The 14,244-nt window shown below is 64.9% G+C and carries 6 protein-coding genes; 4 read left to right on the top strand and 2 right to left on the bottom strand.

Annotated features, from left to right (window positions below; all coding sequences use genetic code 11):
* Positions 1-19: 19 nt before the first annotated feature.
* Positions 20-2,209, bottom strand: coding sequence for a TonB-dependent siderophore receptor (locus tag ACP3TA_RS18155; protein WP_042784526.1), 2,190 nt, complete (start codon positions 2,207-2,209; stop codon positions 20-22).
* Between the two features lie 202 nt (positions 2,210-2,411).
* Here ACP3TA_RS18155 and fes point away from each other — a divergent pair, with 202 nt between their 5' ends.
* Genes fes through entS form a run of 4 tightly spaced genes read left to right on the top strand, consistent with a single transcriptional unit; the run spans position 2,412 to position 13,877 of the window.
* A complete protein-coding gene (fes, locus tag ACP3TA_RS18150; protein ID WP_426784390.1) occupies positions 2,412-3,719 on the top strand; it encodes an enterochelin esterase in 1,308 nt (435 codons plus the stop codon).
* A gap of 29 nt (positions 3,720-3,748) precedes the next feature.
* Positions 3,749-3,973 carry an MbtH family protein gene (locus tag ACP3TA_RS18145; protein ID WP_033643114.1) on the top strand — a complete coding sequence of 75 codons (225 nt, stop codon included), beginning with the start codon at positions 3,749-3,751 and terminating at the stop codon, positions 3,971-3,973.
* A gap of 51 nt (positions 3,974-4,024) precedes the next feature.
* Positions 4,025-12,535 carry an amino acid adenylation domain-containing protein gene (locus ACP3TA_RS18140; protein ID WP_164119991.1) on the top strand — a complete coding sequence of 2,837 codons (8,511 nt, stop codon included), beginning with the start codon at positions 4,025-4,027 and terminating at the stop codon, positions 12,533-12,535.
* Positions 12,536-12,593: 58 nt separating this feature from the next.
* On the top strand, positions 12,594-13,877 hold the full coding sequence (gene entS / locus ACP3TA_RS18135) for an enterobactin transporter EntS (protein ID WP_033650373.1): 1,284 nt from the start codon (positions 12,594-12,596) through the stop codon (positions 13,875-13,877).
* Positions 13,878-13,881: 4 nt separating this feature from the next.
* Here entS and ACP3TA_RS18130 read toward each other — a convergent pair whose 3' ends face one another.
* The gene (locus tag ACP3TA_RS18130) at positions 13,882-14,241 is read right to left on the bottom strand and encodes a winged helix-turn-helix transcriptional regulator (protein ID WP_033643111.1); all 360 of its coding nucleotides are present in this window, start codon (positions 14,239-14,241) and stop codon (positions 13,882-13,884) included.
* Positions 14,242-14,244: the final 3 nt, after the last annotated feature.

Genomic DNA, 14,244 nt, shown 5'->3' with positions numbered 1-14,244 from the left:
CGCTGGCCGCCCCTTTTCGTTACCAGCGGTAGTTCACCGAAGCGATGACGCTGCGGCCGCTGCCGTAGAAGCAGGCGTACTCGCCGCTGCAGGATGAAACGTATTTCTTGTCCGTCAGGTTCTGCACGTTGAGCTGCAGCGCCGCACCGCGCAGCGCCGGCGAGGCCTGGCCGAGATCATATTTCACCATGGCGTCGTACAGCGTGTAGTGCGGCACGTCGTACTGGCCGGTGGCGTCGGCCGGCGCATCGCCGATGTAACGCACGCCGCTGCCGACGGTCAGGCCATTGAGCGCACCGCTCAGGAAGCTGTAGCTGCCCCAGGCGGACGCCGCGTGGCGCGGAATGCCCGCCGGGCTGTGGCCGATTTCGTCCGCCGAGTTGGAGTCTTTGGTCACCACGTCGGTGTAGGTGTAGGCGGCGATCAGCTTGATCTCCGGCGTCGGCTGAGCGTGCACTTCCGCCTCAATCCCTTTGGATTTCACCTCACCGATCTGCTCGTAGGCGGAGGTGAGACGGTTGTAAGACGCCACATTGCGTTGGGTGATGTCGAACCAGGAAAGGGTCAGCAGGGTGTTGCCGCCCGGGATCTGGTACTTCACGCCCACCTCGGTTTGTTTGCCGGTGGTCGGCTTGAGCGGGTCGGCGCCCGGCGCGCTCGGGTACAGGTTAGGATCGAACGAGGTGCTGTAGCTGACGTACGGCGAAATGCCGTTGTCGAAGGCGTAGAGCAGGCCCGCACGGCCGGTGAACTGGGCATCGTTGTAGGTCTGCTCTTTGCCGCCGCTGGTGCGATCGCGGGTGTTGACCTGCGACCAGTCCTGACGGCCGGACAGCAGCAGGTTCCAGTTATTCCACGCCAGCTGGTCCTGCAGATACACCCCGACCTGATTCAGCGTCTTCAAATCGCTGGAAGCCAGCGCCAGCGTGCTGCCATCGATGCTGGGACGAACCGGGTTGGCCCAGTCGATCGGGTAATCGTTGCCGCGATCGCGATACATCTTCGAATCGATATGGCTGTAGCGGTAATCCAATCCGCCCAGCACCGTGTGCTTCACCTCGCCGGTGTCGAACAGGCCCTTCAGCTGGTTATCCACGCCAAACTCGTTGGTCATCTGCGTTTCATGTTGCGCCATGCGGGTGACGGTGTGGTCGTTGACCTTCGAGTTTACGTTATAAACCAGATATTTATAGTCCTCATCACGGTGGGTGAAACGCAGGTTCTGGGTAAACGACAGCGCATCGCTGAAGTTGTGCTCGAGGCTGTAGCCGATCGACGCCTGCTCGCGCCGCGACTTGTTGAAGCTGGGTTCGCTGATGTTGAAGTCATAGGGCACATAGCCCGCGCTGGTCGGGAACAGCGTGCCGGCACGCGGCAGGAAGTTGCGCGATCCGGCTTTCGGATCGTTCTGGTAGCTGGTCAGCAGCGTAAAGCTGGTGTCTTCGTTCGGCAGCCAGGTGAAGGCCGGGGCAATGGCCACCCGTTGCTGCTTGCTGTCTTTGACAAACTCATGTTCGGTTCTGGCGATACCGTTCAGGCGATAGAACAGGGTGTTGTCGTCGTTGAGTTTGCCGCCGAAGTCGAACGCCGTTTCCGCCAGATGACGGTTGCCGGTGCTGAATTTAACTTCGTGAATGCTCTGGGCGGTAGGGCGTTTGCTGGTCATCACCACCACGCCGCCGGGGCTGACCTGGCCGTAAAGCACGCCGGCCGGGCCGTGCACCATTTCCACGCGCTCCAGCAACCAGGGATCGATCTGCCCGGCGCCGCCGTTTTGGCTAGAGAGGCCAAAGTGCAGGCCGTCGAGCAGCTTGGGCGCGTAGCGGAAGCCGCGGCTGATCACTTCGTCATTGCGGTTGGAATTGCCGCGATAGGTGGTGATCACCCCGCTGGTGTAGTTCAAGGCGTCGGCGACCGACGCCGGTTCCTGGTCGTTCATTTGCTCGCGCGTCACCACCGAGATGGACTGCGGGGTTTTGCTCAGCGGGGCGGCGGTTTTGGTGCCGGCGGCGCTCTCTTTGGCGACGATCCCTTTGACGGGCGCGGTCACGCTGCTCTGCGCGTCGGCGGTCACCACCATCGTCTCGTCCGCCGCGGCAAAAGCGTTTTGCGCGAAGGGCAGTAGCGCCAGCGTCGCCCCCAGCAACAGCCGGTTGGCGGACATCGCCTCTGCACTATCGTTTTCTATCCCTTTGTTTCTAATATTCATTATCTCTCCTGCATGCCTACTTTTGTGTGTAATGCCACCCTGATAAACCCCGCAATGTCGATGAATACGCTTTCCCTCGTCGACGCGGAGACGTCGCGTTTGCACGACGGCAAAAATCCGACAAATAGTATTGAAAATGATAATGAGTATCAATACGATTGTCAGGTTTTGTAAAAGTCACGCACGTTATGTAAGGGGCGCTATGGAGTTTTTGCCGGAAAAGAGGCCAGAAAACGGTCGTGAGGGATTGGCGGCGCAGTGGCTGCGTGAAGAGGCGGCAGGGCAATCCGCGTGGTGGCAGAAGGTTGCCGCTCATGGCACGCCTGTCGTCGACGCGCACGATGAACAGCACGTCAGAATGACCTGGCTATGGCGCGATCCTGCCGGCGACGAGCGGCTCTCGCCGATATGTCGCGTCTATGCCGATATCAACGGCATTACCGACCATCACAGCACGACCCCCAGCAGCCTGAAAAGGCTCCCCGGCACCGACGTTTGGTACGGTGCGGCCGTTGTCGATCGCCGCTGGCGCGGCAGTTACAGCCTAATCCCGATTACAGCGCGGGATCTTCCTCCCGTCTTCAGCGACGACGAAACGTTGCGCGATCGCCAGCAGCGCGCCTGGTGGGTATCGCTGTTCCCGTTGGCGATCGCCGATCCGCTGAATCGCACCTCGCTGGGGCCGGCTTATCGCCCGCGCGCCGTTTCCCTGGCTCAGGGGCCGGACGCGGACGACCAAAGCGCCTGGCAGGCCGCCGATCGGCCGTTGGATGAAGCGCGGCTACAGCTTTTTCACTGGCACAGCGAACGGCTGGGCACCCGGCGGCGCGTATGGCTGTATGCCGGCGGCGAGGCGGCGGACAACGCGAACCGCCCGCTGGTGCTGCTGCTCGACGGCCAGAACTGGATCGAAAGGCACGCATTGCTGCCGGTGATTGAGAACGAGACCGCAAAAGGGCATCTGCCGCCCGCGTGCTGGCTGCTGATCGATGCGATCGATGGCGAACACCGGGAAAACGAGCTGCCTTGCAACGCCGCCTTTTGGCAGGCGGTGATCGACGAACTGCTGCCGCAGGCGCAGCGGCGCGAACCGTTCAGCGAAGAGGGGGCGCGCACCGTGGTCGCCGGCCAGAGCTACGGCGGACTGGCGGCGTTATACGCCGGCCTGCACTGGCCCGAGCGCTTCGGCCATGTGCTGAGCCAGTCCGGCTCCTTCTGGTGGCCCACGGTGCAATTCGTTACCCAGTTCGAAAAACGCCATGAGTTGGAGGAAGGCTGGTTGATACGCCAGGTTCGGCAGCGCGGCGCGACCGCGCCGACGCTCACCGTGATTCAGCAAGCCGGCGATCGAGAGGCGGACATCGAATTCGTCAATCGCCAGATGCACCAGGCGCTGACGGCGGCCGGGCATCGTGCCGACTACCGCGTGTATTCCGGCGGACATGACGCGCTCTGCTGGCGCGGCGGTCTGGTGGACGGCGTGCGCCGGCTGCTTTCCGCAATGAAGTAATTCCACATTTTGACAGACAGGTAAGGCAAATGACTCAGGAACAACAAAACCCGTTCGATGACGAAAGTCTCCGTTTCTCCGTGTTGGTCAACGCGCAACAGCAGTACTCGCTGTGGCCGCAGTTTGCCGATACGCCGCCGGGATGGCGCGTGTTGATGGGGCCGGCGTCGCGCGGTGAATGTATCGACTATATCGAAGCGCACTGGCAGGACATGCGGCCGGCGTCGTTGAAAGCGGCGGATGCGCCGCGTTAATCGCCGCACAGCCACATCGCTACATTCCGTTTGAGGAAAAGGACAGACACCATGTCAGAAACGCTTTCTTTGCCGGATACTCAGGTCGAGTATCGGGATTATCCGCTGGTTGCGGCGCAACCGGGGATCTGGATCGCCGACCAAATCGCGCTGCGGCGCAACAGCTTCGCCGTGGCGCACTACACCGAACTGCACGGCGATATCGATCGTTCGGCGCTGGAGCGCGCGATTCGCCAGGGGCTGGCGGAGGCGGATACGGTTCAGGCGCGCTTCTTTGAGGCGCAGGACGGCCAGCCGGTGCAACGTTTACCGCTGAACGCGGATCCCGCGCGGGTGCTGGCGCCGGAGTGGTTTGACTTCAGCGCGCGGCCAGACGCCGAACAGGCGGCGCTGGCGCTGATGCACGACGATCTGGCGCAGGATCTGCCCGCGGACGGCGAGCGCCCGCTCTATCGCCATGCGGTGATCCGCATCAGCGCCGATCGCTGGTTCTGGTACCAGCGCTTTCATCATCTGACCCTGGACGGCTTCAGCTTCGAGGCCATCACCCGCCGGATCGCCGATATCTACCGCGCGCTGCGCCACGGGCTGTCGCCGGCGGCCTCGCCGTTTACCCCGTTCGGCAAGGTGGTGGAAGAGTTTCAGCAATGGCAAACGTCGCCCGCACGCCAGCGGGCGGCCGAATTCTGGCGGCAGCATCTGCGCGATCTGCCGTCGCCGCTGTCATTGGCGACGGAAAACCGCGAGGTCGAACCGGGCGCTCGGCCGCTCAAACAGGCGCTGGTGCTGCCGGAGTCGCTGTTTGACGAAGCGCTGCGCGATGCGGCGCTGCAGTCGTTGCAACCGGCCGATATCGTCACGGCGGCACTGGCGATGTATCTGGCGCGCATGAGCGGCGAAACCCGGCTCTCCATCGGTTTTCCTTTCATGCGCCGCATGGGCTCGCAGGCGCTGGCGGCGATCGGCCCGGTGGTTAACGTGCTGCCGCTGCTGCTGAACGTGACGCCGGAGATGTCGCTGGCGGACGTCTGCCAGGCCACCGCGGCGCAAATCAAACAGGTGCGGCGCCATCAGCGCTATGAGGCGGAGCAGATCAAACGCGATCTCGGCCTGGTCGGCGGCCATCAGGAGCTGTACGGCCCGGTGGTCAACGTCAAGGTTTACCACAGCGCCTTGTCCTTCGACGGTCAAGCGGCCGTTACCCATACGCTGGCGATGGGGCCGGTCGACGACCTCGAGTTTGAGATCGGTTTTCGAAGCGGCGTGCTGACGCTGTCGTTGGTGGCCAACCCGGCCAAATACGCGCCGCGCACCTTGCAAGGCCATGCGGAGCGCATTGGCCATTGGCTGCAGCAACTGGCGCGGCGGCCGCATCAGCCGAACGGTCAACTGGCGCTGGTCAGCGAAGGGGAGCTGCGCCAACTCGCGGCCTGGGGGCGCGGCGCTGAGCTGACGCCGCCGGCGGGCATGGTGTCGATCATGGACGCTTTCCAGCGTCAGGTTGAGCGACAGCCCGAGGCGTTGGCGGTGACCTGCGGCGATGTGCGCCTCAGCTACCGTCAACTCAGTAAACGGGTGATGCAACTGGGGCGCGTGCTGATCGAAAGCGGCATCGGCGCCGAAGACGTGGTCGCCATCGGCATTCCGCGCTCGGTGGACACGCTGGTCGCGCTGTTTGGCGTGTTGGCCAGCGGCGCGGCCTATATGCCGCTCGATCTGGATTATCCGCGTGAACGTCTGGCGCTGATGTGCGACGACGCGCGGCCGGTGATGCTGCTGACCCACAGCGACACGCGGGCCAACATGCCGGATCTGCCGCAGATCATGTGCCTCGATGAGGCGCAATGCCGGGCGCGCTGCGCGGCCGCCGAGGCCGCGCCGATATCGGACGAAGAGCGGCGCGCGCCGCTGAACGAGGCGCATCTGGCCTACATGATTTACACCTCCGGTTCGACCGGCAAACCCAAAGGCGTGATGTCCACGCACCGCGGGCTGCTGAACCTGTTCTTGTCGCATCAGGCCTCTCTATTCGGCCCGGCGATTGAAAAATTCCAGGCTCGCCGCGGGCGGCGTCTGCGCGCCGGGCATACCGCTTCGTTCTCTTTCGACTCCTCCTGGGAGCCGCTGTTCTGCATGATGATGGGCAGCGAACTGGTTATCTTCGATGAAGAGCTGCGCCGCGACCCCTGGGCGTTGCTCGAACAGACCCAACAGACCCCGATCGATCTGCTGGATATCACGCCGTCGTTCCTCTCGCAGTTGGTGGATTGCGGCCTGCTGAAGGGACAGTTTCCGCTGCCGGCGTTTGTGATGATCGGCGGCGAGGCGGCGACACCGACGCTGTGGAACCTGATGCGGCAGCATCCGGAAGTCGAGATCCATAACTATTACGGCCCGTCCGAATACACCGTCGATACCCTCGGCGCGCCGGTCACGGCCGCAGACCAGCCGGTGATCGGGCGCCCCCTGGCCAATACCGAAGTCTGGCTGCTCGACAGTCGCCTGCAGCCGGTGCCGATCGGCGCGGCGGGGGAACTGTACATTTCAGGCAAGGGCATCGCGCGCGGTTACCTGCGCCGCCCGGATCTGACGGCGGCGCGCTTTGTCGCCAATCCGTTCGCCGACGGCGAGGTGATGTACCGCAGCGGCGATCTGATGCGTTGGAGCGCGGACGGCCAGCTGGTGTTCATTGGCCGTACCGATCACCAAATCAAGGTGCGCGGCTTCCGCGTCGAGCTGGGTGAAGTGGAGAGCGCGCTGGCTGCCTTGCCGGACGTGGGGCGGGCGGTGGTGATCGCCGAGCCGATCGGCGCTACCTATCGCCTGATCGGTTACTGCTCGGTGCAGGATGACGCGCGGCGCGCCTCACCCGCGCTGCAGAGCGAGCTGCTGGCGCAGTTGGCGCAGCGTCTGCCGGATTACATGGTGCCGGCGATCCTGGTGGTGATGCCGGAGCTGCCGCTTAACGTTAACGGCAAGATTGACCGTCAGGCGCTGCCCAAACCGCAGGAGACGCTGGCGCAAAGCCTGCGCGAGCCGGCCACCGAGCAGGAAAGGCTGATTTGCCGCGCCATGGCGCAGCTGTTGGGGATGGAGCGCGTCGGTGCCGACGACGATTTCTTCGCGCTCGGCGGCGACAGCATCTCGGCGATGGGGCTGGGCACCGCCCTGCGGCGCAACGGGTATCTGCTGCGGCCGCGTGAGATCTTCGCGCTGCACACCCCCGCGCGCATGGCGCAGGCGATGCAGCCGCTGGCCGTTGGATCTCAGGCCGCGCGCAGCGTGCAGCAAGGCCCGATCGACGGGCTGCCGATCCTGCACTGGTTTGCCGAGACGGGCGACATGCATCGTCTCTTCGCGCACGGCGTTTTCCTGCGCGTGCCTGCCGAATTGCAACCGGCACAGCTGCGTTATGCGTTGGAACAGCTGCGTACGGCACACCCGGCGCTGGGCGCGCGGATCCGCGACGGCCAGTTGGTGGTTGAAACCGCCGCCGCCGGTGAATTGATGCAGCGTCATCCCGTATCCGGCGATCTGGAAACCGCGGCGGAACAGGCGTTTGATGCCGCGCTGGCGCGCCTCAATCCGGCCGAGGGCAGCATGATGCAGGCCATCTTGTTACAGCGTGACGGGCAGAGCCTCGGGCTGGTGCTGGCGATCCACCACCTGGTGGTTGACGGCGTTTCCTGGCGCATCCTGCTCGACGAACTGCGGCAAGCGGCCGACAGCGCCATGCAGGGGCAGCCGATCGCGCTGCCGCCGGAGGAAACCTCGCTCTATGAGTGGTCCGCGCGTTTACGGGCCGACGCCAAACGCCGGGAAACCGAGCTGCCGTTCTGGCGGCAGATGCTGGCGGACGGCGTGCCGCGCTTGGGGCGCCGCGCGCTGGATCCGCAGACCGATCGTCTCGCTTCGGTGAGCGAACGGCGCACGCTGCTCGACAGCCGGCTGACCGCCGCGCTGCTGGGCGCCTTGCCGCAGGGATACCGCGCTCAGGTCGAAGAGATCATGCTGTGCGCGCTGGCGCTGGCCTGCCGGCGTCATTTCCAGGCCGCTTCGCTGCGCTTTTCGCTGGAGTCGCACGGCCGCGCCGAACTGGACGATAGCCTCGATCTGGCGCGCACCGTCGGCTGGCTGACGGCGGAGTACCCGCTGTGCATCGAACTGCATGACGCCGAACACCACGAGGCCGTGCGCGCGGTGAAACGGGTGACGCGCGCGGTGGCCGATCGCGGCATCGGCTATGGTCAACTGCGCTATTTACATCCGCAGCGTGACGAACTGGCCGCGCTGGCGCAGCGCAATGCGCCGGAGATTTTGTTCAACTACCTCGGGCGCTTCGGCCAGGATGAGGGACACTGGACGCCGCAGCGCAGCCGGACCCGTTTCCGCGACGCCTTCGCAGTGGCGCAGGATACGCAGCAGGCGCTGTGTTACGGGCTGGAAGTGAACATCTTTGTCGAAGAGCGGCGCGACGGCGCGTGTCTGGCGATCAACTGGAGCTGGCTGGAGGCCATCTTCAGCGCGAGCGACATCGAGGCGCTGCATAGGGGCATCGAGCAGGCCGTGCGTGCGCTGTGCGAGTTTGCTGAACGGCATCCCGAACGCGCAGCGGCAACGTTGACGGCGGCCGAGATCGCCCAACCGAACGTCGACGATGAAACGCTGCGCGCCTGGGAGCGGGAGTATGGGCCGTTGGCCGATGCGCTACCGCTGTTGCCCTTGCAGCACGGCTTGCTGTTCCATGCCCAGACGGCGCAGCAGGGCGGCAGTTATAACTCGCTGACGCGCCTGAGCCTCTGCGGCGAACTGGACGCGCCACGGCTCCAGCAGGCGCTGGATGCGGTGATCCGCCGCCATCCGCAGCTGGCCGCCCGGTTCAACCGCGAGGGCGAACCGCTGCAGCTGATACCGCAGGAAAGCCATTGGCCGCTGGACAGCCTCAGGCTGCCGCCGCTGTCCGCCGAACAAGAAATGCAGGCGCTGAATGAGCTGGAGCAGAAAGAGCTGCAGCGCGATCTGTTTAACCAGCCGGGCGCGATGCTGCATGCGCTGTGGGTCAAACACGGCGAGAGCGAACGCTGCACGCTGTTCCTCAATGCCCACCACCTGATCGTCGATGGCTGGTCGACGCCGGTGGTGCTCAACGATCTGATGCTCGCATTGCGTGAAGGGATAACGGCGTTGCCGCCGCTGCGTTCGAACTATGCCGATATCGTGCGCCGCCTGGCCGCGCGGGATGCCGACGCCTCGCGCCGCATCTGGCGCGAGACGCTGCAGGACGTGCGGCCAACGCTGCTGTTTGGCGAGGCTCAGGACGACCGCGTGTTTGAGCTGGAAATGACGCTGCCGCCGGCGGAGGAACAGCGTTTGCTGACCCTGTGCCGCGAACGCGGGCTGACGCTCAATACCGTGATGCAGGGCATCTGGGCGCTGCAGCTGGCCGGCTGTTGCGGCCATCAGGACGTGGTGTTCGGCTCGCCGGTTTCCGGGCGGTTTGGCCAGATCGACGGCGTGGAAGAGCACGTTGGCCTGTTCAGCAACACGCTGCCGGTACGCGTACGGCTGGAAAACGGCCGGCCGTTGACGGAACAGCTGACCGCTCTGCAACACCGGCAGATTGAACTGCTGGAGCACGACGATTTGGGATTGGGTGAGATCCAGCACCTGGCCGGCGCGGGCACGCTGTTCGATACGCTGTTGGTGGTGGAGAACTACCCGGACAACGATGCCTTGCTCGGCGGCACAGGTTCCCTGCGCTGCGACGCCATCCGCAACAAAGGCTATACCCACTATCCGCTGACGTTGCTGGTGCTGCCCGGCGAGCGTCTGCGTCTGCTGATGGAGTACCGTGACTCGGTGCCGCAGCCTGAACGCTTCGCCGCGCGGCTGATGGCGCTGCTGCAACAATGGATTGCGCAACCGGATCTGCCGTTGCCGCGCTGGCAATTGCAAACCCCGCAGGAACAGGCGTTGATCGCGGCGGTCAACCGCACCGCACAGGCGGTAGCGGACACCACCTTGCATCAGGCGATCGCCGATCAAGCTCGGCGCACGCCGGAACGCATCGCGTTGCAGGATGCCGGGCACACCCTCAGCTACCGTGACATGCAGCGCCAGGCCGCGCTGTTGGCCGAACAGCTGACGGCGGCGGGCATTCAGCCGGGCGATATCGTCGCGGTGGCGTTGCCGCGTTCCGTGCGCCTCAGCCTGGCGCTGACGGCGATTGTGCAAACCGGCGCCGCCTGGCTGCCGCTGGATACCGGTTACCCGGATGAGCGTCTGGCCTACATGGTGGCAGACGCCAAGCCACGGCTGATTATCACCGAGAGCGCCTTGGATGCCCGTTTTGCCGCGCTGGCGCCGACGTTGCGGTTCGATGCGCTGGACGACAGCGGGCGCGAACCGATGCAGCGCGCACCGGCGGGGAACGGCGATTATCCCGCCTACGTCCTGTATACCTCGGGCTCTACCGGGCGGCCGAAAGGGGTGGTGGTGAACCACCGGGCGATCGTCAACCGTCTGTTCTGGATGCAGCACGAGTATGCGCTCGATGCGCAGGACGTGGTATTGCAGAAAACGCCGTGCAGCTTCGACGTTTCCGTCTGGGAGTTCTTCTGGCCGCTGATGGTCGGCGCGCGTCTGGTGATGGCGCCGCCGGAGGCGCACCGCGATCCGCAGGCGCTGACGACGTTGATCGACGACTATGGCGTAACCACGCTGCATTTCGTTCCGTCCATGTTGGCTATCTGGGTTGAGGCGCTGAACGAACGTGCGCCGCAGCGCGCCGCCGCCAGCCTGAAACGCGTGTTCTGCAGCGGTGAGGCGTTGTCGTGTGAACTGGCATCCCGCTACCAGGCGTTGGTCGCCGCGCCGCTGCATAACCTGTATGGCCCGACGGAGGCGGCGGTTGATGTCACCTATCAACCGGCGTCCGGCGAGGCATTGGCGGCGGTGAGCGGCGCCGGCGTGCCGATCGGCAAACCGGTCTGGAACACCCAACTGAGCATTCTCGACGCCATGCTGCGGCCGGTGCCCGTCGGCTGCGCCGGCGATCTCTACCTGCGCGGCATTCAGCTGGCCGACGGCTATCTGCATCGGCCGGGATTGACGGCACAGCGGTTTGTCGCCGATCCCGCCGGCAACGGGGCGCGCATGTATCGCACCGGCGATATCGCCCGCTGGCTGGAAGACGGCAGCGTCGAGTATTTGGGGCGCAGCGACGATCAGCTGAAGATCCGCGGCCAGCGCATCGAACTGGGCGAAATCGAACAGGCGCTGCTGGCGCAGCCGGGAGTAGCGCAGGCGGCGGTGCACGCCATCGAACTGGGTGAGGGCGCGACGGGGCTGGGCGGCGCCGATATGCGGCAGTTGGTCGCCTGGCTGATCGCCCAGCCGGGCGTGACGCTGGATACCGCCGTCCTGCATCAGGCGCTGGAGGCGCGTTTGCCGGCGCACATGATGCCGGTCAGCTATGTCATGACCGACAGCTTCCCGCTCAGCGCCAGCGGCAAGCTGGATCGCAAGGCGTTGCCTCGGCCGCAGCTGAGCCCGCAGAGCGGCCGCGTGCCGCACAGCGACAGCGAGCGCCTGCTGGCGGCGCTGTTCAGCGAACTGCTGGGGCGCGAGACGGTGTATGCCGACGACGACTTCTTCGCGTTGGGCGGCCACTCGCTGCTGGCGATGCGCCTGGCGGCGGAGCTGCGTCGGCGCGTCACCCGGCCGTTGAGCGTCGGGCAGATCATGTTCGCCCGCAGTCTGGAGAAAATGGCGCACCTGCTCGATGATGCGCAGGCCGCCGGCTCGGCCGAGAGCCGCGGCGTCGGCGAGTGCCTGCAGCTGCGGGCGGGCCAAGGCCCGGCGCTGTTCTGCCTGCATCCGGCTTCCGGTTTCGCCTGGCAGTACTCGGGGCTGAGCCGGTATCTGCCGGGGAGTTACCCGATCATCGGTCTGCAGTCGCCAAGACCGGACGGCGTCATCGCCACCTGTGAGGACATTGAGCAGATGGTCGATCGTCATCTCGCCACTCTGCGCCGCCTGCAGCCGCAGGGGCCTTACTACCTGCTGGGCTATTCGCTCGGCGGCACGCTGGCGCATTCGATGGCCGCGCGTCTGCAGCAGCAGGGTGAAGAGGTGGCGTTCCTCGGCATGCTGGATACCTATCCGCCGGAAGGCCAGGACTGGACCGGCCCCACCGAGGAAGAGGCGCAGAAGGAGGTGGCGCAGGAACAGGCCGAGTTTATGGCGGAAGATCATGGCGATCCGACGCTGATGGCGGAGAAGGCGGCGATGTTCGACAGCATCGTCGCCAACTATCGTGACGCGGTGCGCCTTCTTTCTCAGGCGCGCAGTCAGCGTTTCCACGGCACGGCGACGCTGTTTGTCGCCGATCGGACGCTGCCGCCATTGATGGACATCAACGCCGTGTGGGCGCCGTATCTGGATCGGCTGATCTGTCATCACCAAGGTTGCGAGCACGCGGACATTCTGTCGCCGGCCTCGCTGGAGACGCTAGGGCCGCTATTGCATTCGCTGCTGACGCGGCAATACGGGTTGGTATAACGCAACCGGGCCGGGGCGTGCGCCACGGCCCGTACTAAAACATGATATGCAGGACACTATGGCCAGACCTTCTTTTTTTCTTGATTTCAGTTTGCTGAGAAGCAATGCGCATTTTCGTGCGATTTTCTGCGCCCGCATGCTGTCGGTGTTTTCACTCGGCATGCTGGCGGTGGGGGTGCCGATTCAGATCCAGGCGATGACCGGCTCCACGTTGCAGGTGGGCGTGGCGGTGGCGCTGGACGGCGTAGGCATGTTTATCGGCCTGATGTTGGGCGGGGTGCTCGCCGATCGCTACGATCGCCGCAAGCTGATCCTGTTCGCGCGCGGCACCTGCGGGCTGGGCTTTGTCGCCCTGAGTCTGAATGCCTTCGCGCCGGCCCCGTCGCTGTGGGCGCTCTATCTGCTGGCGGCGTGGGACGGGTTCTTCGGCGCGCTCGGCATGACGGCGCTGATGGCGGTGATCCCGCTGCTGGTCGGGCGCGAAAACCTGGCGGCGGCGGGGGCCTTGAGCATGGTGACGGTGCGCATCGGCGCGATCCTGGCGCCGGCGCTGGGGGGGATCATCATCGTGTTCGGCGGCGTCGGTCTCGCTTTCGCCGTCGCGGCGGCAGGGACGCTGGGCACCCTGGTCCCGCTGGTGCGCCTGCCGACGCTGCTGCCGCAGCAGCAGGAGCCGGAACACCCGCTGCGCGCGCTCGCTAGCGGCTTCCAGTTTGTCTGGCGCAATAAGGTGGTCGGCTCGGTGGTGTTGCTGGGGATGTTGATGAGCATCGTCGGCGCCGTCAGGGTACTGTTTCCGGCGCTGGCGCAGGACGCTTACCACGTCGGCGCGTCCTCTATTGGCCTGATGTACTCCGCAGTGCCGCTCGGTGCGATGCTGGGCGCGCTGACCAGCGGCTGGGTGGGGCGTTTCCCTCGCCCTGGGGTGCTGATCCTGATCGCCGCTATCGTCGCGTTCACCGCCATCGCGTCACTGGGGCTGTTCAGCCATCTGGCGCCGGCGCTGCTGGCGCTGGTGTGCTACGGCTACGCGAATGCCATCGCCTCGCTCTTGCAGTTCATGCTGATCCAGAGCAATACGCCGGATCATCTGCTGGGGCGGGTGAATAGCCTCGGCACCGCGCAGGACGTGACCGGCGATTCGATCGGCGCGCTGGGGCTCGGCGTACTGGGCAGGGTATTTACCCCGTTGATGAGCGTGCTGTCGTTTGGCGCATTCGCCGCCTTGCTGGGCGTGCTGGTGGCCTTCAGCGTGCGCACGCTGCGCCAGTGCCGGCCGGCGGACGCGTTGGTTGAGCACGATGAGCCGGCTCCGGCAACCTCAGCAGCGGCGGACAACTGACCCCTCACGGCGCCGGCTGTTCCGGCCGGTGCCGCTCCCCCCAGTCGCACATCATGTCGATCACCGGGATCAGCGAACGCCCGCGCTCGGACAGGCTGTACTCCACCTTGGGCGGGATCTGCGGATACTCCTTTCTCACCACCAGACGGTCTTTTTCCAGCTCTTTCAACGTCGAGCTCAGCGTCTTATACGAAATTGTGCCGATGCAGCGCTGCAGTTCGTTGAAGCGCAATACCGGCTTATACAACGCCAGCCAGTAGAGAATAATCATTTTGTATTTACCGTTGATCACCGACAGGGTGTAGCCATAACCGGTGTCTTCAAGGCTGATGCCCGTAGGGCTGCAGTGGGATTCGGCGGTCATTTA

The organism is Serratia sp. 2C06, from assembly GCF_050037615.1.
Lineage (GTDB): Bacteria > Pseudomonadota > Gammaproteobacteria > Enterobacterales > Enterobacteriaceae > Serratia > Serratia ureilytica.
The sequence above is the reverse complement of the archived record's forward strand: the minus strand, read 5'-3'. Positions and strand labels throughout refer to the sequence as shown.

What these genes read in the sequence shown, in the direction of transcription:
- ACP3TA_RS18155 (WP_042784526.1), bottom strand. Translation starts at nt 2,209, where the DNA reads ATGAATATTAGAAACAAAGGGATAGAAAACGATAGTGCAGAGGCGATG.
- entS (WP_033650373.1), top strand. Translation starts at nt 12,594, where the DNA reads ATGGCCAGACCTTCTTTTTTTCTTGATTTCAGTTTGCTGAGAAGCAAT.
- ACP3TA_RS18130 (WP_033643111.1), bottom strand. Translation starts at nt 14,241, where the DNA reads ATGACCGCCGAATCCCACTGCAGCCCTACGGGCATCAGCCTTGAAGAC.
- ACP3TA_RS18140 (WP_164119991.1), top strand. Translation starts at nt 4,025, where the DNA reads ATGTCAGAAACGCTTTCTTTGCCGGATACTCAGGTCGAGTATCGGGAT.
- ACP3TA_RS18145 (WP_033643114.1), top strand. Translation starts at nt 3,749, where the DNA reads ATGACTCAGGAACAACAAAACCCGTTCGATGACGAAAGTCTCCGTTTC.
- fes (WP_426784390.1), top strand. Translation starts at nt 2,412, where the DNA reads ATGGAGTTTTTGCCGGAAAAGAGGCCAGAAAACGGTCGTGAGGGATTG.